Source organism: Escherichia sp. HH091_1A (assembly GCF_030295175.1).
GTDB lineage: Bacteria > Pseudomonadota > Gammaproteobacteria > Enterobacterales > Enterobacteriaceae > Escherichia > Escherichia coli_F.
Window position 1 is genome coordinate 1,418,709 of sequence record NZ_AP025747.1, and the last position, 26,536, is coordinate 1,445,244.

A 26,536-nucleotide genomic window follows, 5' to 3' on the forward strand; every position below is an offset into this window, starting at 1 on the left:
GTGTTAGCGGCACCTGCCAGCCATTTGCTCATGCGTTGAGGTCACAAGCAAATCTCAGGCCCATCAGCTTTGCGCAAAAGCGGAATGAGCCTACCAGAGTTACGCTTACTGATCCATGAAAATACTGTGAAAATAAACAGTGTTGATTTAATCAACTCTGATTGCTTGGAATTTATCCAGACCTTACCGGAAAACTCTGTCGATCTGATAGTCACAGACCCGCCATACTTTAAAGTGAAACCCGAAGGCTGGGATAACCAGTGGAAGGGCGACGATGACTACCTGAAATGGCTGGACCAGTGTCTGGCGCAGTTCTGGCGGGTACTGAAGCCTGCCGGAAGTCTTTACCTGTTCTGTGGTCATCGCCTGGCATCTGATATCGAAATCATGATGCGCGAATGCTTTAACGTGCTGAACCATATCATCTGGGCGAAGCCGTCCGGACGCTGGAACGGGTGCAGTAAGGAAAGCCTGCGGGCGTATTTTCCCGCCACAGAGCGTATTCTGTTTGCTGAACATTATCAGGGGCCATACCAGCCAAAAAATGGCGGCTATGCGGCAAAGGAGCGCGAGCTTAAACAGCATGTGATGTCTCCGCTGATTTCTTACTTTCGTGATGCGCGTGAATCACTGGGGATAACGTCGAAACAGATAGCGGAAGCCACCGGAAAGAAAAACATGGTGTCGCACTGGTTTGGTGCCCGCCAGTGGCAGTTACCGAACGAAGCTGATTACAACAAATTGCAGGCGTTGTTTGCGCGTGTTGCAGCAGAAAAACATCAGCGCGGTGAACTGGAGCAGCCACACCACCAGCTGGTCAGCACATACAGTGAACTGAACCGGCAGTATACGGAACTGCTGAGAGAATATAAAAATTTGCGGCGGTATTTCGGTGTGACTGTGCAGGTGCCGTACACCGATGTGTGGATGCATAAACCGGTGCAGTACTATCCCGGGAAACATCCGTGCGAAAAACCGGCAGAAATGTTGCAGCAGATAATCAGCGCAAGCAGTCGTCCGGGAGATCTGGTTGCAGATTTTTTCATGGGGTCGGGTTCGACGGTCAAAGCAGCGATGGCGCTGGGACGTCGTGCAATTGGCGTTGAGCTGGAGACTGAGCGTTTTGAGCAGACGGTCAAGGAAGTTCAGGATTTAGTCAGTCAGAACGGATGATATTGCAGAATTAGTTACGTACCGTTATTATCCTGCGCCCGGCCCTTTAGCTCAGTGGTGAGAGCGAGCGACTCATAATCGCCAGGTCGCTGGTTCAAATCCAGCAAGGGCCACCATAACATACCGCCATTAGCTCATCAGGAAGAGCAGACGACACGATAACAGGGTTGTTGGTGCGGGGTTCGAGTCCTCGATGGCGGTCCATTATCTGCATCATGCGTTGTTAGCTCAGTCGGACAGAGCAATTGCCTTCTAAGCAATCGGTCACTGGTTCGAATCCTGTACAACGCGCCAGACTTATTTTTCCCGGCTCGCTTTGGCGGGCCTTTTTTGTATCTGCGTTACACCATTAACTAATAAATCGAGTGCTTATCAGGAGGCTATGTGAAAAAACTGATGGTGGCGATTGGTCCGTTCGAAACAGAAGTTAGTTTTCGTGTTGTTCAGGGGGAGAGTGTACTTGTTGAAGATGTATTTCATGGAAAATCAACAGGTCCTTATGTAAAAGAATATCTTATCGACGCCACGGATGAAAATATTGAGGTGGTGTACGATTCCGTCAATCACCCTGATTTGATCATTAAGGCAAAATTGAAGCCACTTTATTGATCTGACCAGGAGCAATCATAAAATATCTCTGGGTACCCACAAGGAGATAAATATGTTTGTTTCTGAAGTGTTAATGGAAGATAAGGACAACAAAGGATGGGTTAAAGGTTGGGCTGTGGTAAGAAGCTCGCCCTGGCATCTTGTTGGGGTTTTTGCGACAGAGGAAGACGCAGAAACGGAAGCAAGAAAGATGGGAGATAAGTACGAGGTTCACTATGGCTCGCATCGAACAGGAAGTGATGATTTTGTCTGGGGGGAGTAACAGTCGTTTAACCCCAGAATAATCCCGTAACTGAGGTCGCTATTGGCGGCTTTTTTTGTATCCGCGCCACGCCCGGCGCATATCAAAAACCACAGAGCCTTTCAGGGGTGAGCTTACGGGATGGTCAGTGTGACTTTCTCTGTGGGCTGGTCACCCCCGGGCGCAGGCTCACCCACTAAAAGGAAAAGTCACGATGTTTGGTATTTTCAAAAAGAAAACACGCAAGGCCATTACCGAAGTGAAGAAGATGGAGAATCGCGATGCAGTGGAGGCGACCGTCTGGGGTGCGTATTCCATTGCATATGCTGACGGCACCTGTGACGCGAAAGAAATCGCGGTACTGGAGAAAACCATTGCAGCACTTCCTGCCTTTGCGCCGTTCTCGGGTGAGATTGCACAAATGAGTGCAAATATCCGCGCCCGTTATGAAGCATCGCCGCGTTCTGCCAATGCCGAAGCCCTCCGCCAGCTGGCTGATATTGCAGGTACTGATGACGCAGTTAATGTGCTGTGCCTGTGTCTGGATATCGCTGACCAGGACGGCATTGGTCCGGATGAAGAAGCACAGCTCAAGAAAATTGCTCAGGCGCTGCAGCTACCACTGGAGCAGTACCTGTGAAAAGTGCGCGCCTTGTGCTGGCTGCCATCCTGCTGTTTCTGGTAGTGGCAGTGGATTTTACCGGACGGCTGATGTCGGTACTGGCAGATGGTGTGCTGGTGGTGATGGTGCTGGTCGTGCTCCGGCCTTTACTGCGCAAATCTGAATAACACCACGCAAAAGGCATCTGCGGGTGCCTTTGATTGGGTGTTGTTTTTACGGGCCGCTGGTGGCCTTTTTTGTTTCCATTACACAACGCCCGCATCTGCGAGGTGGGGGTTATGAAATCCATGGACAAAATTTCAACGGGCATTGCCTACGGCACCTCCGCAGGCAGTGCTGGCTACTGGTTTTTACAGTGGCTTGATCAGGTCAGTCCGTCACAGTGGGCTGCGATTGGTGTACTGGGGAGTCTGGTTCTGAGCTTCCTGACTTATCTGACAAATCTGTACTTCAAAATCAGAGAAGACAAGCGTAAGGCTGCACGGGGAGAGTAATTCAATGACTCAAAACTATGAACTGATTGTGAAAGGGATCCGCAATTTTGAGAATAAAGTTACGGTAACTTTAGCGTTACGGGACAAAAAACGCTTTGACGGTGAAATTTTTGACCTGGACATCTCGCTGGACCGTGTTGAAGGTGCCGCGCTGGAGTTTTATGAGGCAGCAGCCAGAATGAGAATCAGACAGGTATTCCTGGATGTTGCTGCCGGGTTATGTGAAGGGGACGAGCTGTTGCCAGAAACGCGCCCCTGTTCAGAGGCGTGGTATACCATAAAAATTAACAGTTCTGATAACTCGATTACGGGTTGTTAGCTTTTTGCAGTTGGCTTTCCAGTATCTTTCATTGGTAGCATCCTGATAAATATCCATGAGCGCAAAAATCAAATACGGCCTGTCAGCTGCCGTTCTGGCGCTGATTGCTGCAGGCGCGTCTGCTCCTCAAATACTTGACCAGTTTCTGGATGAAAAAGAGGGTAACCACACTACGGCATACCGCGATGGTTCCGGTATATGGACCATCTGTCGTGGTGTCACAATGGTGGATGGTAAGCCCGTCATACCGGGAATGAAGCTGTCGAAGGAAAAATGCAACCAGGTTAACGCTATTGAACGTGATAAGGCGCTGGCATGGGTGGAACGCAATATTAAAGTACCACTGACCGAACCACAGAAAGCGGGTATAGCGTCATTTTGTCCCTATAACATTGGCCCCGGTAAGTGTTTCCCGTCGACGTTTTATAAGCGGCTGAATGCCGGTGATCGTAAGGGTGCATGCGAGGCGATTCGCTGGTGGATAAAAGATGGTGGGCGCGATTGCCGCATACGTTCAAATAACTGCTATGGACAGGTTATTCGTCGTGACCAGGAAAGCGCATTAGCCTGTTGGGGGATAGATCAGTGAGCAGAGTCGCCGCGATTATTTATGCTCTGGTTATCTGCATCATCGTCTGCCTGTCGTGGGCGGTCAATCATTACCGTGATAACGCCATCGCCTACAAAGAACAGCGTGATAAAAAAGTCAGTGAGCTGAAGCAGGCGACCGCCACCATCGCTGACATGCAGCAGCGCCAGCACGATGTTGCTGCGCTCGATGCAAAATACTCGAGGGAATTAGCCGATGCGAGAGCTGAAAATGAAACTCTGCGTGCTGATGTTACCGCTGGTCGTAAGCGCCTGCGGATCAACGCCACCTGTCCAGGCTCCGTGCGTGAAGCCACCGCCACCGCCCGCGTGGGCAATGATGCCAGCGTCGAACTCTCTCCAGTTGCTGGACGAAACGTTCTCGGTATCAGAGACGGAATCATCAGCGACCAGGCAGCATTGAGAACGCTTCAGGAATATATCCGTACTCAGTGCCTGAAATAGTTTTTTCAATGCGTTGTATCGTCGCCGTATTTCCGCATTAACAGAGACCGCAGCCCTACGGGGAGACTCCTCTGCGCGAGTGTGCGGGGATAATCAAAAACGATACACACCGGGGTTTACTGCGTTAACGGAGCGCGGCGTTGTCCCCTCATAGTCGCCTGGCCGGTGCGATGGTGGAAGAAACCGGAACACATTACAAAATGATAACAATTATCATTTTTCGGGTCCTCCTGGCGGGGTGGGCCTGTACACGGGGCGGGTCGGCGCGGAAAAAAGCGCATTTTTGTGATTTTATCGTCATCATCATCATGTATGTAAGCTGTTGTTTTTAATGTAATTGATGCAAAAAAGATGATGGTTGTGGCCAATTTTTGTTCGACATCTTTGGGTGGCGGCATTTCTTTACAAAAAAAACAGAATCACTTCTGTTCAGAGGGGTATGTGGAGGAGGCGTAGATGGACGGCGAGCTGAAAAATATGAAGTTAAATATTAATCAACTGGCAGCCCTTTCAGGCCTGCACCGGCAGACCGTTACCGCAAGAATGGCGGATGTTCCTCTTGCTCCGGGCAGTAATGAGAAGAAAAAACTTTATCTCCTGACGGACCTGATTACTGCGCTGCTGGCAAAAACACCATCCACCGAAGATGAGGAGATGAATCCACACGATCGCAAGGCATGGTATCAGTCCGAGCGCGAGCGTCTTAAATTTCAGCATGAAACTGTTCAGCTTGTCCCTGTCAGTGATGTCAGGCGGTCGTTTTCTGTCGTGGTGAAAGCGATAGTTCAGGTACTGGAAACCTGGCCTGACCGGCTGGAGAGGGACCGGGGGTGGACTGCATCACAACTGAATGAAGTACAGATTGTGGTTGATGAGATCCGCGACACACTGGAAAAGGCAGTCATTGACTGTTGTGATGAGGCCGATATGTGAATCAGGTGAACGAGAGCCATAGCCGCGCATCCGATATCTGGCGCGAAGTGGCCTCGCTGTTTCGCCCACCTGGCCGGTTACCAGTAGCGGAAGCCATCAGGCGTTATATGCGGGTACCACGGGGAGCCAACACTTCCGGTCCGTGGGAGTCATCACTGACGCCCTATATGATTGACCCCATTAATACATTATCAGCCCGTGAATATGACGCGGTGGTGTTTGTAGGACCGGCGCGGACCGGGAAAACCGAAGGGCTGATTGATGGCTGGATTGTGTACGGCATCATCTGTGATCCGGCGGATATGCTGGTGGTGCAGATGACCGAGACCAAGGCGCGGGAACACTCCAGAACGCGTCTTTCCAGAACGTTTCGTCACAGCCCGGAGGTCAGTAAGCGTCTCAGTCCTTCCCGTAATGACAACAACGTCCACGATAAAATGTTTCTTGACGGCTCCTTCCTGAAGATTGGCTGGCCGTCGATCACCGTATTTTCCTCCTCGGATTACCGTCGTGTGGCGCTGACGGATTATGACCGTTTCCCTGAAAACGTGGACGGGGAAGGGGATGCCTTCACCCTGGCATCAAAGCGTACCACCACCTTTATGTCTTCCGGGATGACCTTGGTCGAGAGTTCACCCGGGCGGGATATCACTGACACCAAATGGCGATGTGGCGGCACACATGAGGCACCCCCAACAACGGGGATCCTGTCCCTGTATAACCGGGGAGACCGCCGTCGGTGGTACTGGCCGTGTCCGCACTGTGGGGAATATTTTCAGCCGGTGATGGATAACATGACCGGTTACCGGAATAACCCTGATTTTGTGGCTGCCGGGCAGGCGGCCCGCCTGATGTGTCCGCACTGCTGCGGCCTGATTGCTCCGGAACAGAAACGTGAACTGAATAACCAGGGGATCTGGCTTCGTGAAGGTGAACGGGCGGCGGCGGACGGCAGTATCACCGGAACGCCACGAAATTCCCGGATTGCGTCATTCTGGATGGAGGGGCCGGCTGCGGCGTTTCAGACCTGGGAACAACTGATTTTTAAACTGCTGGCGGCAGAAGAAGAGTATGAGCGAACCGGCAGTGAAGAGACCCTGAAAGCGGTGGTGAACACCGATATCGGACGACCCTATCTGCCCCGTTCAGCCACGGAACAGCGTAAAAGTGAACTGCTTGAACAGCGTGCCGAGCCGTTTCCCCGGCGATCTGTGCCGGATGGTGTGCGTTTTATTGAGGCAACGGTTGACGTACAGGGCGGTAAAAATCGCCGTTTTGTTGTGCAGATCACCGGATACGGAGAGCAGGGGGAACGCTGGATTGTTGATCGCTACAACATCCGGCATTCACTGCGCTGCAGTCCCAACGGTGAAAGTCTGCCGGTTGATCCGGCGGCATATCCGGAGGACTGGGATTTGTTGCTGACGGATGTGTTCCATAAAACATGGCCGCTGGCTTCTGATCCGGATGTGCGCATGCGTCTGATGGCCATGGCGGTGGATACGGGAGGGGAAGCCGGGGTGACAGATAACGCCTATCGTTTCTGGCGTCGTTGCCGGAGTGACGGACTGGGCAACAGGGTGTTTCTGTTCAAGGGGGATGGTCTTCGCCGTGACAGGCTGATTAACCGTACCTTCCCGGATAATACCGGCAGAAGTGCCCGCCGTGCCAGAGCCAGTGGCGATGTCGCGCTGTGGCTGGTTCAGACGGATGCGTTTAAGGACCGTGTAAATAATGCCCTGTGGCGTGACACACCGGGGCCGAACTATATCCACTTTCCCGACTGGCTGGGGCGGTGGTTTTACGATGAGCTGACCTATGAAGAGCGCGGCAGTGACGGAAAATGGCGAAAACCGGGCAGGGGCGCTAACGAGGCGTTTGACCTGCTGGTTTATGCGGATGCGCTTGCCGTTCTGCATGGTTACGAAAAGATCCGCTGGCCCTCCGCACCGGACTGGGCACAGCGGGAAACGTGGCTCGTCTTCCCGCAGGAGCGTTCTGGTGAAACGGCATCCCCGGAACTGACGGCCGGGGCAGAAAAACGCCGTCGCCGGAAGAAAAAACTGCGGACGGAGCGTGCGGAAGATAATCCATGGATAACATCAGGAGGCTGGTTGTGAGCACAGAAGAAGCCAGAGAAATGATACAGCGGTACCGTGAAGCGGAAATGGCCGTACTGGAGGGGAAGTCTGTCACCTTCAACGGACAGCAACTGACGCTGGAAAGCCTTTCTCAGATCCGCGCCGGACGTCAGGAGTGGGAACGCAGGCTTGCCGCGATGGTGAGCCGCAGGCGGGGAAAACCGGGATTTAAACTGGCGAGGTTTTAATGGCAATTATTGATGATGTGATAGGCGTGTTCTCTCCAGGCTGGAAAGCGGCCAGACTGCGTTCAAGGGCGTTAATCATGGCCTATGAGGCGGTGAAACCGACCCGGACACATAAAGCCCGGCGTGAAAATCGATCTGCTGATCAACTCAGTAAATATGGCGCGGTTTCCCTGCGGGAGCAGGCCCGTTTTCTGGATATCAATCATGACCTGGTGATTGGTGTGTTTGACAAGCTTGAAGAGCGGGTGATTGGTGCCAGAGGAATTACTGTGGAGCCTCAGCCATTACGAAAAAACGGGGAAATGGCGGCAGAGCTGGCTGCGGATATCCGCCGGTTGTGGGCTGAATGGTCCGTGAGTCCGGATGTGACAGGGCAGTATACCCGTCCCGTGCTTGAGCGTTTACTGCTGCGGACCTGGCTGCGGGATGGTGAAGTGTTTGCGCAGATGGTCAGTGGTGCGGGAAACGGTCTGGAACGGACGGCGGGAGTGCCATTCTGGCTTGAAGCGATGGAGCCGGATTTTGTTCCCATGCACAGTGATGAATCCGCCGGGCTGAATCAGGGGGTTTTTCTTGATGAGTGGGGCAGACCGAAAAAATATCTGGTTTATAAAAATTATCCGGTCAGTGGTCGGCAGAGTGATACGAAAGAAATCGCCGCCGGAAAAATGATCCACCTGAAGTTCACTCGTCGTCTGCATCAGACGCGAGGCTCATCCATGTTATCGGGGGTGCTGATGCGGATCAGTGCCCTTAAGGAGTATGAGGATGCGGAACTGACAGCGGCGCGTATTGCTGCGGCGCTGGGACTGTATATCCGTAAAGGTGACGGACAGGACTATGAAGATCCGGGGATCAAAGAAACCGAGCGGGAAGTCCATATCACCCCGGGGATTATTTATGACGATTTGCGCAAGGGCGAGGATATCGGCATGGTCAAATCCGATCGTCCCAATCCCAACCTTGAAACTTTCCGCAACGGCCAGTTGCGTGCAGTGGCAGCTGGCAGTCGTCTGAGTTTTTCCAGTGCGGCGCGTAACTATAACGGCACCTACAGCGCCCAGCGGCAGGAGCTGGTCGAGTCCACGGATGGTTACCTGATCCTGCAGGACTGTTTTATTGGTGCGGTAACCCGCCCGGTGTACCGGACATGGCTGAATATGGTGGTTGCGGCAGGTCTGCTGAAAATTCCGGCGGATGTGGAGATGAAGACGCTATATAACGCGACGTATTCCGGTCCGGTGATGCCGTGGATCGACCCGGTTAAGGAGGCTGAAGCCTGGCGGATACAGATCCGGGGTGGTGCCGCGACGGAATCCGACTGGATCCGCGCAGGCGGGCGCAACCCGGATGAGGTCAAACGTCGCCGTAAGGCTGAAACTGAGGAAAATCGCAGGCTGGGGCTGGTCTTTGATACTGACCCCGCTAACGACAAAGGAGGCAACAGTGCCGGAACTGAACAACAGCGTCAGCAGGCCACCGACAGCCAGCATGAAGAATAAATCCTGGTTCAGGATGCAGGCGGGTGGTCAGGGTGAGGCGGATATTTATATTTATGATGAGATTGGTTTCTGGGGCGTCACCGCGAAGCAGTTTGTCAGCGATATGAATGCCCTGGGTGATATCACCCACATTAATCTCCACATCAACTCACCGGGTGGCGATGTCTTTGAAGGCATCGCCATTTTTAATGCCCTGAAAAATCACGGTGCGGCCATTACCGTGTATGTGGATGGCGTTGCCGCCTCGATGGCATCCCTGATTGCGATGGCCGGTGACACGGTCATTATGCCGGAAAATGCCTTCATGATGATCCATAAACCCTGGGGGATCAGCGGTGGTGATGCGGAGAAAATGCGCACTTATGCCGAACGTCTGGACAAACTTGAGTCGGTTATGGTGCCGGTATATGCGCAGAAAACCGGAAAAACCACCGATGAAATTGCCGCCATGCTGGCGGATGAGACCTGGATGTCCGGTGCCGAGTGTCTGGCACACGGATTTGCTGACCAGGTGACGCCAGCCGTTAAGGCAATGGCATGTATTCAGTCAAAACGTACAGAGGAATTTAAAAAGATGCCGGAATCCATCCGAAATATGATCACGCAGCCACACAACAGTGCCCCGCGTGATACCACAGTGACAATCCCTGCACCGGCGGTAACAGAACCATCACCGGTACCGGCAGTGTCTGATGAGGCGACCATTCGCGCCCGCGTTATGGCTGAGCAGAAAGCCCGCATGTCAGGCATTAACGATCTGTTTGCCATGTTTGGCGGGCGCTATCAGGCGCTTCAGGCGCAGTGTGTGGCCGATCCTGACTGTTCGCTGGAAATGGCCCGCGAGCGCCTTCTGAATGAAATGGGCAAGGAGTCCTCGCCGACCAACAAAAACACACCGGCCCATATTTATGCCGGAAACGGCAATTTTGTGGGAGACGGGATCCGCCAGGCGATGCTGGCCCGTGCCGGATTTGAAAATGTCGAGAAGGATAATGTCTATAACGGGATGACCCTGCGTGAATGGGCTCGCATGTCACTGACCGAGCGTGGTATTGGGGTGGCCAGTTATAACCCCATGCAGATGGTCGGGCTGGCGCTGACGCACAGCACCTCTGATTTTGGCAATATTCTGCTGGATGTGTCGAACAAGGGGCTGATCCAGGGCTGGGAGGAATCAGAAGAAACCTTCCAGAAGTGGACCCGTAAGGGACGCCTGTCAGACTTCAAAACAGCGTATCGCGTGGGGATGGGCGGTTTTGGTTCTCTGCGTCAGGTTCGTGAAGGGGCGGAGTATAAATACATCACCACCTCAGATCGCAAGGAGACCATTGCTCTGGCCACTTACGGGGAGATTTTCTCCATCACCCGCCAGGCCATTATCAATGATGACCTGAATATGCTGGTTGACGTGCCGATGAAGATGGGGCGTGCGGCGAAGGCAACGATTGGTGACCTGGTCTACAAGGTGTTGACGGATAACCCGAAACTGTCAGACGGTAAGGCGCTGTTCCATGCCGATCACAAAAATATTGCCACCGGCGGGATCTCCGTTTCCGGACTGGATGCGGCCCGTCAGATGATGCGCCTGCAGAAAGAAGGCGATCGCGCCCTGAATATCCGTCCGTCCTTTATGCTGGTACCGGTGGCACTGGAGACGGTGGCGAACCAGACCATCAAATCGGCCAGTGTGAAAGGGGCGGATGCAAACGCCGGTGTCATTAACCCTATCCAGAACTTTGCTGAGGTGATTGCGGAAGCGCGTCTTGATGCGGCAGATCCGAAAACCTGGTATCTGGCGGCGGCACAGGGCACCGACACCATTGAAGTGGCCTGGCTGGATGGTGTGGACACGCCATACATTGATCAGCAGGAAGGTTTCACCACTGACGGTATTGCCACAAAAATCCGTATTGATGCCGGTGTGGCACCACTTGACTGGCGCGGACTGGTGCGTTCGTCGGTGGCCTGATAACCGCGTTATCACAATCACTGCCCGAAAGGGCTTTTTTTATGCCTGAAAACAGCCCCCCGGGGGCTGTCCGGAGAGACAGCATTATGGCTAAAAATTTTGTACAGGACGGCACCACCATTGAGCTGGTGAATGCCGGGGATCAGACCATTCTGAGCGGTGCCGCTGTGGTGGTTGGCAGCATGGTGGCAGTGACCATTACCGATATTCCTGCCGGGGAGACCGGTGACGGGTTCGCCGAAGGCGTGTTCCTGCTGCCCAAACAGTCTGCCGACGATATTCAGGCCGGTGTGGCGGTTTATCTGAAGGACGGGACTGTGCAGCCTGCCGCAGACGGTGCAGTGGCGGCGGGAATGGCATGGGAGCATGCGCCGTCAGGCACCACCACGGTGGCGGTTAAAATCAATGCCTGATCTGTTTGCGCGAATGTGCAGCCGGATGGACCTGGCGACCGTACGCATGATGGGGAAAACGGCGGAGATTAACGGCGTAGTGTATGACGTGATACCGGAGTATGAGTCTGCGGATATGGGGGCGCTTTCCGGCAGTCAGTTGTCACTGGTGGTGTTTTCAGCGCAGTACCGGCCGGCCCGCGATGATGTGGTTGTGTTTGACGGTCGCTCACTGGTGGTGACCCGTTATGACACGTACAACGGTAATCCCCGGATTTTTGTCGAACAGGAATAAGTATGGCGATAAAAGGTCTGGCGCAGGCCATGAAAAATCTGGATGCGATTAACCGCCGTGCCGTTCCCCGGGCTGCCGCCACGACGCTTAATCGTGTGGCGGAGTCCATCATCGCGAAAACGGCCTCTTCGGTTGCCCGGGAGCTGGCGGTCCCACGCCGTCTCATCCGTGAGCGTATCCGCCTGCAACGGGCCAGCGCAGACAGGGTTTATGCGAAGGTCATCATCAACACCGGTAATCTGCCCGTCATAAAACTGGGGACGGCCAGCGTGCGGCTTTCCCGCAGAAAGCGGCGAAAGAAAGGTGAGCGTTCGGTCACGAAAGGCGGTGGCAGTGTGCTGATTGTCGGGAAACGGCGGATCCCGAATGCTTTTATTACCCGGCTGGAAAATGGCCGGTGGCATGTGATGCAGCGTATGCCGTGGGCATCATCGTCCACCGGCGCGGACAGCAAAGGGAGGCCGAAACGCCACCGTCTGCCGATCGAAGTGGTGAAAATACCGACGGCCAGACCGCTGGCGGAAACCTTTGAGCGCGAACGTGACCGGATGTACCGGGAGAAATTACCGGAACAGATGATGAAAGCCATGACGCATCAGTTACGCCTGGTGCTGAAAAGAAAATGACAGGGAGGGTGTATGAAACACCGTGAAATACGGGCGGCAGTTCTGTCTGCCCTGAAAGAAAATATTTCTGAGCGGGTGAGCTGGTTTGACGGCCGCCCGGTTTTTATTGATGAACAGGAACTACCTGCTGTTGCTGTTTACCTGACTGATGCGTCTGCTGCTGACGAGTTCGTTGATGAGGGGACCTGGGAGGCGACACTGCATATTGAAGTTTTTCTCAGGGCAAAAGAACCGGACTCGGCACTGGATATGTGGATGGAAGAGAAAATCCTTCCTGCGCTGGAGGCGGTTCCCGGCCTCAGTGCGTTACTGCTGAAGATGAATCTTCAGGGGTATGACTACCGCCGGGATGATGAGTTTATGATGTGGGGATCGGCAGATCTCCTGTGGAAAATTACCTACGAGATGTGAGGACGATATGGCAATACCAAATCCTCTTGAGCCGGTGAAAGGTTCCGGCACCACACTATGGGTGTACACCGGCACTGGTGATGCTTATGCCAACCCGTTGTCAGACGATGAGTGGACGCGCCTGGCAAAAATAAAGGATCTGACCCCCGGCGAGATGACGGCAGAATCCTACGATGATAACTATCTGGATGATGAGGATGCTGACTGGGTATCCACCGGGCAGGGGCAGAAATCTGCCGGTGACACCAGTTTTACGCTGGCCTGGAAGCCGGGCGAGAAAGGGCAGCGCGATTTGATCGCCTGGTTTGACAGCAGTGAGACCCGGGCCTACAAAATCCGTTTCCCGAACGGCACGGTGGATGTGTTCCGTGGCTGGGTGAGCGCCATTGGTAAAGCGGTGACCGCCAGAGAGGTGATCACCCGTACCGTTAAGATCACCAATATCGGCCGTCCGTCGCTGGCGGAAGATCAGGGGGACATCACACCGGTCACCGGTATTACCGTGACGCCACCAACGGGCAATGTGGCAAAAGGTCAGAATATCACCCTGACCGTGGCTGTTCAGCCGGAAGGGGCGACGGATAAAACCTTCCGCGCCACGTCGGCGAATCAGAATTTTGCGACCATTACTGTGAAAGGGAACACGATCACGGTGAAAGGTATTGCGGCAGGTAAAGCGCAGATCCCTGTTGTCACCGGCAATGGTGAGTTTGCGGCGGTGGCGGAGATCACCGTCACGGATGGCGCTTCAGGCTGAGAGGGGAGATAAAGCATGTTTCTGAAAACAGAACAATTTGAATATAACGGTGTGTCTGTCACGCTTTCTGAGCTGTCTGCGCTGCAGCGTATTGAGCATCTTGCCCTCCTGAAACGGCGGGCAGAAGAGGCTGAAGTCAGCGGCAACCTGCAGGTGAGCGTGGAAGACCTTGTCAGAACCGGGGCGTTTCTGGTGGCGATGTCCCTGTGGCATAACCATCCACAGAAAACGCAGTCACCGTCAATGAATGAGGCCGTGATGAAGATAGAGCAGGAAGTGCTCACCACCTGGCCTGCCGATGCCGTTGCCCGGGCGGAAGAAGTGGTGTTGTGCCTGTCCGGGATGAGTGAGCCTGTTCATGTGGATACGGATATCACCGAAGTGGCGAAAAATAATGCGCTTACTGATGATGATTTTTCTGCGGGAAAGTCTTCGACGGCGAGCTGAATTTTGCCCTCAGACTGGCGCGTGAGATGGGGAGGCCTGACTGGCGCACCATGCTTGCCGGGATGACATCCACCGAATATGCCGACTGGCACCGTTTTTACCGCACGCATTATTTTCACGATACCCAGCTGGATATGCATTTTTCCGGGCTGACGTACACCGTACTCAGCCTGTTTTTTTGCGATCCGGATATGCATCCGGCGGATTTCAGTCTGCTTGCACCCCGACGTGATGATGAGCAGACGGAGATGCCGGATGAGGACGATATGCTGATGCGGAAAGCGGCAGGACTTTCTGGTGGTGTCCGCTTTGGGGCTGACGGGAAGGAAATCGTTACGGTCAGTGATGACATGCGGAGCAGTACAGAGGATGAAGCCATGCTGATGATGGTGTCTGAGGGAATTCCAGGAGGTGTACGCTATGGCGGGTAATTTTGCCGATCTGACAGCTGTTCTTACACTGGATTCAACCCGTTTTTCTGAAGAGGCTGCACGGGTAAAGAAAGAACTGGGTGAAACCAGTGACCTTGCGGATTTGATGGCCGGGCGTGTCAGCCAGTCTTTTAAGAAACAGGCCACTGCCGTTGAACAGGGCCTGAGCCGTCAGGCGCTGGCTGCACAAAAAGCCGGGATTTCCGTCGGGCAGTATAAAGCGGCCATGCGTACCCTGCCTGCACAGTTTACGGATATCGCCACGCAGCTTGCCGGTGGTCAGAATCCCTGGCTTATTCTGCTGCAACAGGGCGGTCAGGTGAAGGACGCCTTCGGCGGGATGCTCCCCATGTTCAGGGGGCTTGCCGGTGCGATCACCCTGCCGATGGTCGGGGTCACCTCGCTGGCGGTGGCGACAGGTGCGCTGGCGTATGCCTGGTACCAGGGGGATTCCACGCTTTCAGCGTTTAATAAAACCCTGGTTCTTTCCGGTAATCAGTCCGGACTGACTGCCGATCGCATGCTGACGCTCTCCAGAGCCGGACAGGCAGCAGGGCTGACGTTTAACCAGGCGAGTGAGTCACTGGCAGCCCTGGTGAATGCCGGTGTGCGTGGTGGTGAACAGTTTGATGCCATCAACCAGAGTGTGGCGCGTTTTGCTTCTGTATCCGGTGTGGAAGTGGACAAGGTTGCAGAGGCTTTTGGAAAGCTGACCACCGACCCGACGTCGGGACTGATGGCTATGGCGCGCCAGTTCCGTAACGTGACGGCAGAGCAGATTGCGTATGTTGCGCAGCTGCAGCGTTCGGGTGATGAGGCAGGGGCCTTACAGGCGGCGAACGATATCGCCACAAAAGGCTTTGATGAGCAGACCCGTCGCCTGAAAGAAAACATGGGGACGCTGGAAACCTGGGCGGATAAAACCGGGAAGGCATTCAAATTGATGTGGGATGCCATCCTGGATATCGGTCGTCCTGAATCCTCAGCGGATATGCTCGCCAGTGCGCAGAAGGCATTTGATGAGGCGGATAAAAAATGGCAGTGGTACCAGAGCCGGAGTCAGCGTCGGGGAAAGACCTCCTCTTTCCGTGCCAACCTTCAGGGTGCATGGGATGACCGTGAAAATGCCCGTCTGGGGCTGGCGGCAGCCACGCTGCAGTCGGATATGGAAAAAGCCGGTGAACTGGCGGCAAGGGACCGGGCTGAGCGTGAGGCGTCACAGCTGAAGTATACCGGAGAGGCGCAGAAGGCGTATGAGCGCCTGCTGACGCCACTGGAGAAATATACTGACCGGCAGGAAGAGCTGAATAAGGCCCTGAAAGACGGGAAAATCCTGCAGGCGGATTACAACACGCTGATGGCGGCGGCGAAAAAGGATTATGAATCGACGCTGAAAAAACCGAAGTCGTCAGGTGTCAAAGTGTCAGCCGGGGAGCGTCAGGAAGACCGGGCGCATGCAGCCATGCTGGCGCTTGAAACTGAGCTCAGGACGCTGGAGAAGCATGCCGGTGCGAATGAGAAAATCAGCCAGCAGCGCCGGGATTTGTGGAAGGCGGAGAGTCAGTTCGCGGTACTGGAGGAGGCGGCGCAACGTCGCCGGCTGTCTGCACAGGAGAAATCCCTGCTGGCGCATAAAGACGAGACGCTGGAGTACAAACGCCAGCTGGCTGACCTGGGCGACAAGGTTGAACATCAGAAACGGCTGAATGAGCTGGCACAGCAGGCGGCGCGGTTTGAACAGCAGCAGAGCGCGAAGCAGGCCGCCATCAGCGCAAAAGCCCGCGGCCTCACCGACCGTCAGGCGCAGCGGGAGTCGGAAGAGCAGCGCCTTCGTGACGTGTACGGTGATAATCCGGATGCGCTGGCGAAGGCCACATCTGCACTGAAGAACACCTGGTCTGCGGAGGAGCAGCTTCGTGGAAGCTGGATGGCCGGGCTGAAATCCGGCTGGGGTGAGTGGGCGGAAAGTGCCATGGACAGTTTTTCGCAGGTTAAAAGCGCGGCCACGCAGACCGTTGACGGTATTGCACAGAATATGGCGGCGATGCTGACCGGCAGTGAACAGAACTGGCGCAGCTTCACCCGTTCCGTGCTGTCCATGATGACAGAAATTCTGCTTAAGCAGGCAATGGTGGGGATTGTCGGGAGTATCGGTAGTGCCATTGGGTTTGCCGGTGGTGGTTTTACAGGTACTGGCGGCAAATACGAGCCTGCGGGGATTGTTCACCGTGGTGAATTTGTCTTCACGAAGGAGGCAACCAGCCGGATTGGCGTGGGGAATCTTTACCGGCTGATGCGCGGCTATGCCACCGGCGGTTATGTCGGTACACCGGGCAGCATGGCGGACAGTCGGTCGCAGGCGTCCGGGAAGTTTGAGCAGAATAACCATGTGGTGATTAATAACGACGGCACGAACGGTCAGATAGGGCCACAGGCGCTGAAGGCTGTTTATGACGTAGCCCGTAAGGCGGCAATGGATGTCGTGACCGGGCAGATGCGTGATGGTGGTCTGTTCTCCGGAGGTGGGCGATGAAAACCTTCCGCTGGAAAGTGAAACCGGGTATGGATGTGGCTTCGGCTCCTTCCGTCAGGGAGGTGCGCTTTGGTGATGGTTACTCCCAGCGCGCGCCTGCCGGGCTGAATGCCAACCTGAAAACGTACAGCGTGACGATTTCTGTCCCCCGTTGGGAGGCCACGGCGCTGGAATCGTTTCTGGCAGAGCACGGAGGCTGGAAAGCCTTTCTGTGGACGCCGCCTTATGACTGGCGGCAGATAAAGGTGACCTGCGCAAAATGGACGTCGCGGGTCAGTATGTTGCGTGTTGAGTTCAGCGCAGAGTTTAAACAGGTGGTGAACTGATGCAGGATATCCGGCAGGAAACACTGAATGAATGCACCCGTGCGGAGCAGTCGGCCAGCGTGGTGCTCTGGGAAATCGATCTGACAGAGGTCGGTGGTGAACGTTATTTTTTCTGTAATGAGCAGAACGAAAAAGGTGAGCCGGTCACCTGGCAGGGGCGACAGTATCAGCCGTATCCCATTCAGGGGAGTGGTTTTGAACTGAATGGCAAAGGCACCAGTACGCGCCCCACGCTGACGGTTTCTAACCTGTACGGTATGGTCACCGGGATGGCGGAAGATCTGCAGAGTCTGGTCGGCGGAACGGTGGTCCGGCGTAAGGTTTACGCCCGTTTTCTGGATGCGGTGAACTTCGTCAACGGAAACAGTGACGCCGATCCGGAGCAGGAGGTGATCAGCCGCTGGCGCATTGAGCAGTGCAGCGAACTGAGCGCGGTGAGTGCCTCTTTTGTACTGTCCACGCCGACGGAAACGGACGGCGCTGTTTTTCCGGGACGTATCATGCTGGTCAACACCTGCACCTGGACCTATCGCGGCGATGAGTGCGGTTATCACGGTCCGGCGGTCGCGGATGAATATGACCAGCCAACGTCCGATATCACGAAGGATAAATGCAGCAAATGCCTGAGCGGTTGTAAGTTCCGCAATAACGTCGGCAACTTTGGCGGCTTCCTTTCCATTAACAAACTTTCGCAGTAAATCCCATGACACAGACAGAATCAGCGATTCTGGCGCACGCCCGGCGGTGTGCGCCTGCGGAATCGTGCGGCTTCGTGGTGAGAACGCCGGAGGAAGACAGGTATCTTCCCTGCGTGAATATCTCCGGTGAGCCGGAGGCGTATTTCCGGATGTCGCCGGAGGACTGGCTGCGGGCAGAGATGCAGGGTGAGATTATGGCGCTGGTCCACAGCCACCCCGGTGGCCTGCCCTGGCTGAGCGAGGCTGACAGACGGCTGCAGGTGCAGAGTGATTTGCCGTGGTGGCTGGTCTGCCGGGGGGCGATTCACAAGTTCCGCTGTGTGCCGCATCTTACAGGGCGGCTCTTTGAGCACGGGGTGACGGACTGTTACACGCTGTTCCGGGATGCTTATCATCTGGCGGGGATAGAGATGCCGGATTTTCATCGCGGGGATGACTGGTGGCGTAACGGTCAGAATCTCTATCTGGATAATCTGGAGGCCACAGGGCTGTATCAGGTGCCGTTGTCAGCGGCGCAGCCGGGCGATGTGCTGCTGTGCTGTTTTGGTTCATCTGTGCCGAATCATGCCGCCATTTACTGTGGTGACGGCGAGCTGCTGCACCATATTCCTGAACAACTGAGCAAACGAGAGAGGTATACCGACAAATGGCAGCGACGCACACACTCCCTCTGGCGTCACCGGGCATGGCACGCATCTGCCTTTACGGGGATTTGCAACGATTTGGCCGCCGCATCGACCTTCGTGTGAAAACGGGAGCCGAAGCCATCCGGGCGCTGGCCACGCAGCTACCGTCGTTTCGCCAGAAACTGAATGAGGGCTGGTATCAGGTGCGCATTGCCGGGCGTGATGCAGGCGAAAACGAATTATCTGCCCGTCTTAATGAGCCGCTGGCAAATGGTGCCGTGATCCACATCGTACCGCGTCTGGCGGGTGCCAAAAGTGGCGGTGTTTTTCAGGCAGTGCTGGGTGCGGCGCTGATTGCTACGGCAATCTGGATGCCGGGAATCAGTATCGCTTTCAGTGACATTCTCTTTTCTATGGGGGCAGCGATGACGCTTGGTGGTGTTGCACAGATGCTGGCCCCTAAACCCAAAACTCCACGTACACAGACAACGGATAACGGCAAACAGAACACCTATTTCTCCTCGCTGGATAACATGGTTGCCCAGGGCAATGTCCTGCCTGTTCTGTACGGTGAAATGCGCGTGGGGTCACGTGTGGCATCTCAGGAGATCAGCACGGCAGATGAAGGGGATGGTGGTCAGGTTGTGGTAATTGGGCGGTAATATTATTTACTCATGTTTTAACTGATTTAATATTTATATCGAATACTGATAATTATTCTGTTGGTTAGCTATATGAACAAAACGATTTTATTCTGCACGATTATTGCCTTAACAGGATGTAAATCTTTGGATTACGTAAAATCCGGAAAACCTGTAATGGAAGGTAATTCATTAAAAAATATTGATGAATTGTCAGGCTGCATATCCAGACAATGGGCTGGTAATGGAACACCTATAACATCCCTTCCTATTGAGAATGGGGTAAGCCTTTTAGTTCCACAGGCTATGGGTGGGTACGATGTTGTGCTTGATATCAAAAAAGCAGGAAATGGCAGTAGTTTTACTCTTTATGAACGCGTACCAGCATTAACGCCAAAAATTTTTGCTGATAGTGTTAATGCATGTAAATAATAGTTAATCCTGCCGTAACTCATGAGCCGCCTTTTGGGCGGCTTTGTCGTTTATGGAGTGTGAGGAATGGGTAAAGGAAGCAGTAAGGGGCATACCCCGCGCGAAGCGAAGGATAACCTGAAGTCCACGCAGTTGCTGAGTGTGATCGATGCCATCAGCGAAGGGCCGGTTGAAGGTCCGGTGGATGGATTAAAAAGCGTGCTGCTGAACAGTACGCCGGTGCTGGACAGTGAGGGGAATACCAATATCTCCGGTGTCACGGTGGTGTTCCGTGCAGGTGAGCAGGAGCAGACACCGCCGGAGGGATTTGAATCCTCCGGCTCCGAGACGGTGCTGGGTACGGAAGTGAAGTACGACACGCCGATTACCCGGACCATCACGTCTGCAAACATCGACCGTCTGCGCTTTACCTTCGGTGTGCAGGCACTGGTGGAAACCACCTCAAAGGGGGACCGGAATCCGTCGGAAGTCCGCCTGCTGGTTCAGATACAACGTAACGGTGGCTGGGTGACGGAAAAAGACATCACCATTAAGGGAAAAACCACCTCACAGTATCTGGCCTCGGTGGTGGTGGGTAACCTGCCGCCGCGCCCGTTCAGTATCCGGATGCGCAGGATGACGCCGGACAGCACTACAGACCAGCTGCAGAACAAAACGCTCTGGTCGTCATACACCGAAATCATCGATGTGAAACAGGGCTACCCGAACACGGCACTGGTCGGTGTACAGGTGGACTCGGAGCAGTTCGGCAGCCAGCAGGTGAGTCGTAATTATCATCTTCGCGGGCGCATTCTGCAGGTGCCGTCGAACTATAACCCGCAGACGCGGCAATACAGCGGTATCTGGGACGGAACGTTTAAACCGGCATACAGCAACAACATGGCCTGGTGTCTGTGGGATATGCTGACCCATCCGCGCTACGGCATGGGGAAACGTCTTGGTGCGGCGGATGTGGATAAATGGGCGCTGTATGTCATCGGCCAGCATTGCGACCAGTCGGTGCCTGACGGCTTTGGTGGCACGGAGCCACGCATCACCTGTAATGCTTACCTGACCACGCAGCGTAAGGCGTGGGATGTTCTCAGTGATTTCTGCTCGGCGATGCGCTGTATGCCGGTATGGAACGGGCAGACGCTGACGTTCGTGCAGGACCGGCCGTCGGATAAGGTGTGGACCTATAACCGCAGTAATGTGGTGATGCCGGATGACGGCGCGCCGTTCCGCTACAGCTTCAGCGCCCTGAAGGACCGCCATAATGCTGTTGAGGTGAACTGGATTGACCCGGACAACGGCTGGGAGACGGCGACAGAGCTTGTGGAGGACACGCAGGCCATTGCCCGTTACGGTCGTAACGTCACGAAGATGGATGCCTTTGGCTGTACCAGCCGGGGGCAGGCACACCGCGCCGGGCTGTGGCTGATTAAAACGGAACTGCTGGAAACGCAGACCGTGGACTTCAGCGTGGGTGCCGAAGGGCTTCGCCATGTGCCGGGCGATATCATTGAAATCTGCGATGATGACTATGCGGGTATCAGCATCGGTGGTCGCGTGCTGGCGGTGAACAGCCAGACCCGGACGCTGACGCTCGACCGTGAAATCACGCTGCCATCCTCCGGCACCACGCTGATAAGCCTGGTTGACGGAAATGGCAATCCGGTCAGCGTGGAGGTTCAGTCCGTCACCGACGGCATGAAGGTGAAAGTGAGCCGTGTTCCTGACGGCGTTGCAGAATACAGCGTGTGGGGGCTGAAGCTGCCGACGCTGCGCCAGCGCCTGTTCCGCTGCGTGAGTATCCGTGAGAACGACGACGGCACGTATGCCATCACCGCCGTGCAGCATGTACCGGAAAAAGAGGCCATCGTGGATAACGGGGCGTACTTTGACGGCGACCAGAGCGGCACGGTGAATGGTGTCACGCCGCCAGCGGTGCAGCACCTGACCGCCGAAGTCACCGCAGACAGCGGGGAATATCAGGTGCTGGCGCGCTGGGACACGCCGAAGGTGGTGAAGGGCGTGAGCTTCCTGCTCCGTCTGACCGTAACAGCGGATGACGGCAGTGAGCGGCTGGTCAGCACGGCCCGGACGACGGAAACCACATACCGCTTCAGGCAACTGGCGCTAGGGAACTACAGGCTGACAGTCCGGGCGGTAAATGCGTGGGGGCAGCAGGGCGATCCGGCGTCGGTATCGTTCCGGATTGCGGCACCGGCCGCGCCTGTCACTATTGAACTGATACCGGGGTATTTTCAGATAACGGCGGTCCCGAAACTGGCTGTATATGACCCGACGGTACAGTTTGAGTTCTGGTTATCGGAAACGCGGATTATCGATATCAGGCAGGTTGAAATCAGCGCGCGTTATCTTGGTACGGCGCTGTACTGGATAGCCTCCGGACCGGATATTGAGCCGGGCAATAATTATTATTTTTACGTTCGCAGTGTGAATACCGTCGGCAAATCGGCATTTGTGGAGGCTGTTGGCCAGCCGGGTAACGATGCTGAGAAATATCTCCATTTTTTTGAAGGGAAAATAAACAGCACCCTGCTGGGGCAGGAGCTGAACGATCGTATTAATGCCTCGGCATTGCGCAGTGAAGTTGAGCAACTGGAGGATGAGATCAATCAGCAGATAGAGAGTGATATTGCTGAAGTGACCCAAAAAATCGGGGAGACAGAAAACAGCCTCACACAGCTGGTTGCGAAAAAAAATGATGAGCTGTCACTGGGTATATCACAGGTGAGCCAGAGAGTGGATAACGTCAGCAGCGAACTCACGCAGACGGTCAGTCAGAGTAATGAGGAGAATGCACGCCAGATAGCGCAGGTTCGCCAGTATGTGGATCAAAAAAGCAGTGAAATCATGACGACAACGGACCAGAAGCTGGGAGATCAGGAGGCCACCATCCAGCAGATACAAAAGGTTCAGACGGACACCAGTAATAACCTGAACAGTATGTGGGCCGTGAAACTGCAGCAGATGCAGGATGGTCGCCTTTATATTGCGGGTATCGGTGCCGGTATTGAGAACACCCCTGACGGTATGCAGAGCCAGGTGCTGCTGGCGGCAGACAGGATTGCGATGGTTAATCCTGCGAATGGTAATACAACACCCTTGTTTGTGGCTCAGGGGGATCAGCTGTTCCTGAATGAGGTTTTCATGTCCAGGGCGACGATTGATTTTGCGGAAATTACGGGGGTTCTTCGTTCTTCGGGATTTGAAGTCAGGGGACAGGGAGGCTGGGATCTGAGCCGGGAACTGAACTGCTTCAGGGTCGATGATGAAAACAATGTCATTCGGGTGAGAATGGGCAGGTTATTCTGAGGAGCGAATATGTCATTGCAATATGGCTGGCAAATCATGGATGCAACGGGCAGGGTGGTTACGGATACGTCTGCAATTATGTGCAGACGTTTATTCTCATATCATGTTCCGATCATTGAAGCACTGGCATCAAATATCCCGTGGTCAGTGACATTTGGTGTCAGTTTTAACAATGGAACCCCATTCACACATTGTGTGACACGGAAGGGGATTACGGTGCCTTCCGGCAGGGTATGGTATCCGGTGGCACCGGATATTATCATCAACGGTAACAGCGTCACCTTAACCTATACAGCAAGACATGTTTCATATCCTGATGATTTGGGGTATCTCCTGGCTGTTGGCGGTGTGGATGTTCATTGTGGGGTTTACCACCGATGAGCGGTTATGGCATTCAGCTAATTAATGACTATGGACTGACAGTGGCAGATGCGGAAGATGTGAATTATGTTTTGCGAAGTGCCGGTCAGTTCAGTAATGGTCATTTTATCTCCGGCGGGAACACGACGAGCGCAATCAGTCTGATAACAACCGGAATGAACAGTCCTTTATTGTTTCTGAAGATGAATACAAATAATTCGAGGCTGACACAAAAAACCGGGGTCAATAAGCTGTCCCCTGATTTTGTTAATCCCGGAACATATATATCGGTGACAAGTATAGACGTGTTTAAATGGTGGAATATAAATATTGGCACGGTTCAGTATTATATTTTTGACAAGTGGATACCGCCGGAGCGAAGTTCATACGGTATGCAACTGTTTGACGGTTCAGGAGGAATTATATTTGATTCCGGGTGGTATTTTCTGAAATTACGGGATGTGAAATGGCTTGAACCGCAATATCCAAACCATTCAGGGCATGAGAGCGGTAGTAACTGGAGTAATGTCGGGCATGTTTCCGATGATGTCAATAACACAGCATTATCAATGCCTCTGGGCAGGGGCTGGATTGAGTCATCCTTACAGGGTGGATATTACTATAATGAGTGTTGTCATCTTGACGGTAACGGTAATCTCTATATATCCATAATACCGACAGGTGTTTATCTCGATATATCACCGACAGGAGGCTGGGTTGGCTCAATGAAAACCCAGGTCATGGTTGCGGATGTATCCGGCTTACCGACGAATTATAACCCTGTGGAGATAAGGAACGTTAACGGTTAAGTGCTGTAACGAAATCACGGCAAAATGAAACAGAAAATCTGAATGTAATCACAGCCCGCCGGAACCGGCGGGCTTTTTTGTGGGGTGAATATGGCAGTAAAGATTTCAGGTGTCCTGAAGGACGGAGCGGGTGAGCCTGTCGTAAACTGTGCGATTGAATTGCGTGCCAGAAGAACCAGTCCGACAGTTGTGGTTAATATTGTGGCAACCTGTCTTACGGGAAGTGATGGCGGGTATACTATTAATGCTGAGCCGGGATTTTATGATGTATTTTTGTCCCGCTCAGGGCATCCTACTGTAAAGGCGGGGGAAATTTATGTTGCACCGACAGATGAGCCGGATACGCTGAATGCTTTTCTGGATGCACCAAAGGAGGGTGATTTACGCCCTGAGGTAATGAAGCGTTTTGAGGAAATGGTAAATACCGTTGTTCGCTTGTCTGAGCAGGTGGTCAGTGACAGGGAGAGAGCAGAAACAGCTGCTGATGATGCAATCAATGCAGCAACATCTGCGGCGGTTAGTAAGGATGAGGCAGAAGAGCTAAAAAATCAGACACAGCAGAGCGCCGAAGCTGCAGCCGGAAACGCACAGCAGACCGCGCAGGATGTGGAGGCAACGGTCACCGCCCGTGATGATGCGGAACGTTTTGCGGGTGAGGCAGAAAACAGCGCACAGTCATCAGGCACAGCGCGGGACGAATCAGTCGATGCCGCCGAACGTGCCCGCCTTTATCATAATGCCGCATCATCAGCTGCAACCAGCGCGGAAAATGCAGCAAATGCTGCACTCGGGCATGAAAACAGCGCCGCTGAATACGCCCGACAGGCTAAAGACAGCCAGGATGCAGGTGCAGACAATGCGCAGGAAGCGAAACAGTACAGGGATGAGGCACAGCAGATAGTTGATGACCTGAATGCAACAAATGCCAGCACGACAGAAAAAGGTCTGGTGCAACTCTGTAGTGATACGGACAACGACAGCGAGGAACTGGCTGCCACGCCAAAGGCTGTCAAAGACGTCATGGACGAGACGAAAACAAAAGCGCCACTGGACAGCCCGGCCTTCACCGGCACCCCAACCACCCCAACCCCACCGGATGATGCCGCCGGTCTGGAAGCAGCGAACGCAGCGTTTGTGCGCAAACTGCTTGCTGCGCTGGTTGGCTCATCGCCGGAAGTTCTGGACACCCTGAACGAGCTGGCAGCGGCGCTGGGCAATGACCCGAACTTTGCGACGACAATCACAAACGCGCTGGCAGGCAAACAACCGCTTAATGACGTCTTAACGGCAATCAGCGCACTGACGCAACGGGCAGATAATCTTCTGTACTTCAATACAGACGGGAATGCCTCACTGTCTCTGCTGTCAGAGAAGGGCCGCGCATTGCTGGCGCATGACACGGCTGAAGCCATGCGCACGGAGCTTGAGCTGAGCGCGGCTGCGACGATGGAACCCCAGAGTGATATCCGTGACCGCACACCGGGCAGGCTGGCCCTGTCCGGGATGTATGGGTTTGGACAGGCATTCACCAGCGCCGAAGCTCTGTCATTTAACGGACAGGCTGATTTCGTTATATGGCTGCAGACAGTCACCCCGGGGCGTTATGCGGTCAGTATTGCGGACTCCTCCACGCTGCTGGTGGGCACCACGAAATTTAACGGTATCATTGATGTGATGTGGTCACCCTCTGATAACGATGGTTCAGACTCAGCGCGTAAATTCAAAATGCTGCTGTACTACAACCAGTATTACGAGGATGAGCACAGCATACATTGTATGCGTTATCGCTACAGTGGTAACAGCTGGAATGCAACATCAAGCCTTATTGTGTATGACGGCAACTCCCTGGCATATCTGATGTCCTCAACCGCCGGTAATGGTCCGTTCTCATATTACCAATACCCGGCCGTCGGTGTGCCGATTATGGCGGTATATCAGGGAGAAAGTTTTGGTGAAAATGCTTCTCTGGGACTCGGTGATACTGTGCCGGGTTCCCGTCTTGGTCCTCTGGCCATGAGTGCACAGGTTAGTGATACAGGGACATACGCATCCTCACCGCAGGTTGTGATTGGCGGTGCCGGTGAATACAACTTCCCCGGTCGTTACACGGCGCTTTCGGGCCTGGGTAACAATTATGGTACTCAGCGTGGCTTTATCGGTCTTTTTGTACGCATTGAGTAATGAGGA

The 26,536-nt window shown here is 54.1% G+C and carries 30 protein-coding genes, 3 tRNA genes and 1 pseudogene; all 34 read left to right on the plus strand.

What is annotated here, in order from left to right; genetic code table 11:
- Positions 1-84: 84 nt before the first annotated feature.
- The 34 genes and pseudogenes from QUF14_RS06955 (at position 85) to QUF14_RS07125 (ending at position 26,530) form a co-directional block, all read left to right on the plus strand.
- Positions 85-1,173 carry a DNA-methyltransferase gene (locus QUF14_RS06955; RefSeq protein WP_286333493.1) on the plus strand — a complete coding sequence of 363 codons (1,089 nt, stop codon included), beginning with the start codon at positions 85-87 and terminating at the stop codon, positions 1,171-1,173.
- Positions 1,174-1,213: 40 nt separating this feature from the next.
- A tRNA-Ile gene (locus tag QUF14_RS06960) sits at positions 1,214-1,289 on the plus strand.
- 7 nt (positions 1,290-1,296) lie between these two features.
- Positions 1,297-1,377 (plus strand) — tRNA-OTHER (locus QUF14_RS06965).
- A gap of 13 nt (positions 1,378-1,390) precedes the next feature.
- Positions 1,391-1,467, plus strand: a tRNA-Arg gene (locus QUF14_RS06970).
- Between the two features lie 90 nt (positions 1,468-1,557).
- Positions 1,558-1,782 carry a hypothetical protein gene (locus QUF14_RS06975; RefSeq protein WP_286333494.1) on the plus strand — a complete coding sequence of 75 codons (225 nt, stop codon included), beginning with the start codon at positions 1,558-1,560 and terminating at the stop codon, positions 1,780-1,782.
- 52 nt (positions 1,783-1,834) lie between these two features.
- Positions 1,835-2,044, plus strand: coding sequence for a hypothetical protein (locus tag QUF14_RS06980; protein WP_000498121.1), 210 nt, complete (start codon positions 1,835-1,837; stop codon positions 2,042-2,044).
- A 193-nt stretch (positions 2,045-2,237) separates the two neighbouring features.
- Positions 2,238-2,663 (plus strand): tellurite resistance TerB family protein, encoded by a 426-nt coding sequence (locus QUF14_RS06985; protein ID WP_042966258.1) that lies wholly within the window; start codon positions 2,238-2,240, stop codon positions 2,661-2,663.
- Positions 2,660-2,812 carry a DUF3927 family protein gene (locus tag QUF14_RS06990; RefSeq protein WP_286333495.1) on the plus strand — a complete coding sequence of 51 codons (153 nt, stop codon included), beginning with the start codon at positions 2,660-2,662 and terminating at the stop codon, positions 2,810-2,812. The genes QUF14_RS06985 and QUF14_RS06990 overlap by 4 nt, the downstream gene beginning before the upstream one ends.
- Before the next feature lie 111 nt (positions 2,813-2,923).
- Positions 2,924-3,139 carry a class II holin family protein gene (locus QUF14_RS06995; protein WP_052934281.1) on the plus strand — a complete coding sequence of 72 codons (216 nt, stop codon included), beginning with the start codon at positions 2,924-2,926 and terminating at the stop codon, positions 3,137-3,139.
- 4 nt (positions 3,140-3,143) lie between these two features.
- The gene (locus tag QUF14_RS07000; protein WP_052934282.1) at positions 3,144-3,458 is read left to right on the plus strand and encodes a DUF1327 domain-containing protein; all 315 of its coding nucleotides are present in this window, start codon (positions 3,144-3,146) and stop codon (positions 3,456-3,458) included.
- A gap of 55 nt (positions 3,459-3,513) precedes the next feature.
- Positions 3,514-4,047 carry a lysozyme gene (locus QUF14_RS07005; RefSeq protein WP_052934283.1) on the plus strand — a complete coding sequence of 178 codons (534 nt, stop codon included), beginning with the start codon at positions 3,514-3,516 and terminating at the stop codon, positions 4,045-4,047.
- Positions 4,044-4,511, plus strand: coding sequence for a lysis protein (locus QUF14_RS28990; RefSeq protein WP_052934284.1), 468 nt, complete (start codon positions 4,044-4,046; stop codon positions 4,509-4,511). The genes QUF14_RS07005 and QUF14_RS28990 overlap by 4 nt, the downstream gene beginning before the upstream one ends.
- 456 nt (positions 4,512-4,967) lie before the next feature.
- The gene (locus QUF14_RS07020; RefSeq protein WP_040091145.1) at positions 4,968-5,444 is read left to right on the plus strand and encodes a DUF1441 family protein; all 477 of its coding nucleotides are present in this window, start codon (positions 4,968-4,970) and stop codon (positions 5,442-5,444) included.
- Complete coding sequence (locus QUF14_RS07025) at positions 5,441-7,564, plus strand: phage terminase large subunit family protein (protein WP_042965930.1); 2,124 nt, start codon at positions 5,441-5,443, stop codon at positions 7,562-7,564. Before QUF14_RS07020 ends, QUF14_RS07025 begins: the two co-directional genes overlap by 4 nt.
- Positions 7,561-7,773, plus strand: a complete 213-nt coding sequence (locus tag QUF14_RS07030) for a DUF6148 family protein (RefSeq protein WP_000102415.1) — start codon at positions 7,561-7,563, stop codon at positions 7,771-7,773. Before QUF14_RS07025 ends, QUF14_RS07030 begins: the two co-directional genes overlap by 4 nt.
- On the plus strand, positions 7,773-9,275 hold the full coding sequence (locus QUF14_RS07035) for a phage portal protein (RefSeq protein WP_040091148.1): 1,503 nt from the start codon (positions 7,773-7,775) through the stop codon (positions 9,273-9,275). The genes QUF14_RS07030 and QUF14_RS07035 overlap by 1 nt, the downstream gene beginning before the upstream one ends.
- Positions 9,265-11,244: a ClpP-like prohead protease/major capsid protein fusion protein gene (locus QUF14_RS07040; RefSeq protein WP_286333533.1), complete on the plus strand. Its 1,980-nt coding sequence runs from the start codon at positions 9,265-9,267 to the stop codon at positions 11,242-11,244. Before QUF14_RS07035 ends, QUF14_RS07040 begins: the two co-directional genes overlap by 11 nt.
- 86 nt (positions 11,245-11,330) lie before the next feature.
- Positions 11,331-11,657 (plus strand): DUF2190 family protein, encoded by a 327-nt coding sequence (locus tag QUF14_RS07045; RefSeq protein WP_047088889.1) that lies wholly within the window; start codon positions 11,331-11,333, stop codon positions 11,655-11,657.
- Complete coding sequence (locus QUF14_RS07050; protein WP_001113015.1) at positions 11,650-11,931, plus strand: DNA breaking-rejoining protein; 282 nt, start codon at positions 11,650-11,652, stop codon at positions 11,929-11,931. Before QUF14_RS07045 ends, QUF14_RS07050 begins: the two co-directional genes overlap by 8 nt.
- Positions 11,932-11,933: 2 nt before the next feature.
- A complete protein-coding gene (locus QUF14_RS07055) occupies positions 11,934-12,557 on the plus strand; it encodes a phage tail protein (protein ID WP_047088888.1) in 624 nt (207 codons plus the stop codon).
- Positions 12,558-12,569: 12 nt separating this feature from the next.
- A complete protein-coding gene (gene gpU, locus QUF14_RS07060; RefSeq protein ID WP_000682716.1) occupies positions 12,570-12,968 on the plus strand; it encodes a phage tail terminator protein in 399 nt (132 codons plus the stop codon).
- Positions 12,969-12,975: 7 nt separating this feature from the next.
- Entirely contained in the window at positions 12,976-13,725 is a 750-nt protein-coding gene (locus QUF14_RS07065; RefSeq protein WP_047088887.1) for a phage tail protein, read from the plus strand.
- A gap of 15 nt (positions 13,726-13,740) precedes the next feature.
- Positions 13,741-14,172, plus strand: coding sequence for a phage tail assembly chaperone G (gene gpG, locus QUF14_RS07070; protein WP_042965925.1), 432 nt, complete (start codon positions 13,741-13,743; stop codon positions 14,170-14,172).
- 26 nt (positions 14,173-14,198) lie between these two features.
- Complete coding sequence (locus QUF14_RS07075) at positions 14,199-14,603, plus strand: phage tail assembly protein T (RefSeq protein ID WP_042965924.1); 405 nt, start codon at positions 14,199-14,201, stop codon at positions 14,601-14,603.
- A complete protein-coding gene (locus QUF14_RS07080) occupies positions 14,593-17,136 on the plus strand; it encodes a phage tail tape measure protein (protein WP_286333496.1) in 2,544 nt (847 codons plus the stop codon). The genes QUF14_RS07075 and QUF14_RS07080 overlap by 11 nt, the downstream gene beginning before the upstream one ends.
- Positions 17,133-17,462: a phage tail protein gene (locus tag QUF14_RS07085; protein WP_047089015.1), complete on the plus strand. Its 330-nt coding sequence runs from the start codon at positions 17,133-17,135 to the stop codon at positions 17,460-17,462. The genes QUF14_RS07080 and QUF14_RS07085 overlap by 4 nt, the downstream gene beginning before the upstream one ends.
- Positions 17,462-18,160 (plus strand): phage minor tail protein L, encoded by a 699-nt coding sequence (locus tag QUF14_RS07090; RefSeq protein ID WP_286333497.1) that lies wholly within the window; start codon positions 17,462-17,464, stop codon positions 18,158-18,160. Before QUF14_RS07085 ends, QUF14_RS07090 begins: the two co-directional genes overlap by 1 nt.
- A 5-nt stretch (positions 18,161-18,165) precedes the next feature.
- Positions 18,166-18,909, plus strand: a complete 744-nt coding sequence (locus tag QUF14_RS07095; protein WP_047089014.1) for a C40 family peptidase — start codon at positions 18,166-18,168, stop codon at positions 18,907-18,909.
- Positions 18,873-19,448 (plus strand): tail assembly protein, encoded by a 576-nt coding sequence (locus tag QUF14_RS07100; RefSeq protein ID WP_236927366.1) that lies wholly within the window; start codon positions 18,873-18,875, stop codon positions 19,446-19,448. The genes QUF14_RS07095 and QUF14_RS07100 overlap by 37 nt, the downstream gene beginning before the upstream one ends.
- Positions 19,449-19,520: 72 nt before the next feature.
- Positions 19,521-19,859, plus strand: coding sequence for a hypothetical protein (locus tag QUF14_RS07105; protein WP_001332187.1), 339 nt, complete (start codon positions 19,521-19,523; stop codon positions 19,857-19,859).
- Between the two features lie 66 nt (positions 19,860-19,925).
- Positions 19,926-23,144, plus strand: a pseudogene (gene gpJ / locus QUF14_RS07110) (phage attachment tail tip protein J); the annotation flags it as partial.
- Between the two features lie 45 nt (positions 23,145-23,189).
- Complete coding sequence (locus tag QUF14_RS07115; protein ID WP_047089024.1) at positions 23,190-23,561, plus strand: hypothetical protein; 372 nt, start codon at positions 23,190-23,192, stop codon at positions 23,559-23,561.
- The gene (locus QUF14_RS07120; protein ID WP_000017388.1) at positions 23,558-24,349 is read left to right on the plus strand and encodes a hypothetical protein; all 792 of its coding nucleotides are present in this window, start codon (positions 23,558-23,560) and stop codon (positions 24,347-24,349) included. Before QUF14_RS07115 ends, QUF14_RS07120 begins: the two co-directional genes overlap by 4 nt.
- A gap of 90 nt (positions 24,350-24,439) precedes the next feature.
- Positions 24,440-26,530 (plus strand): prophage tail fiber N-terminal domain-containing protein, encoded by a 2,091-nt coding sequence (locus tag QUF14_RS07125; RefSeq protein WP_286333498.1) that lies wholly within the window; start codon positions 24,440-24,442, stop codon positions 26,528-26,530.
- Positions 26,531-26,536: the final 6 nt, after the last annotated feature.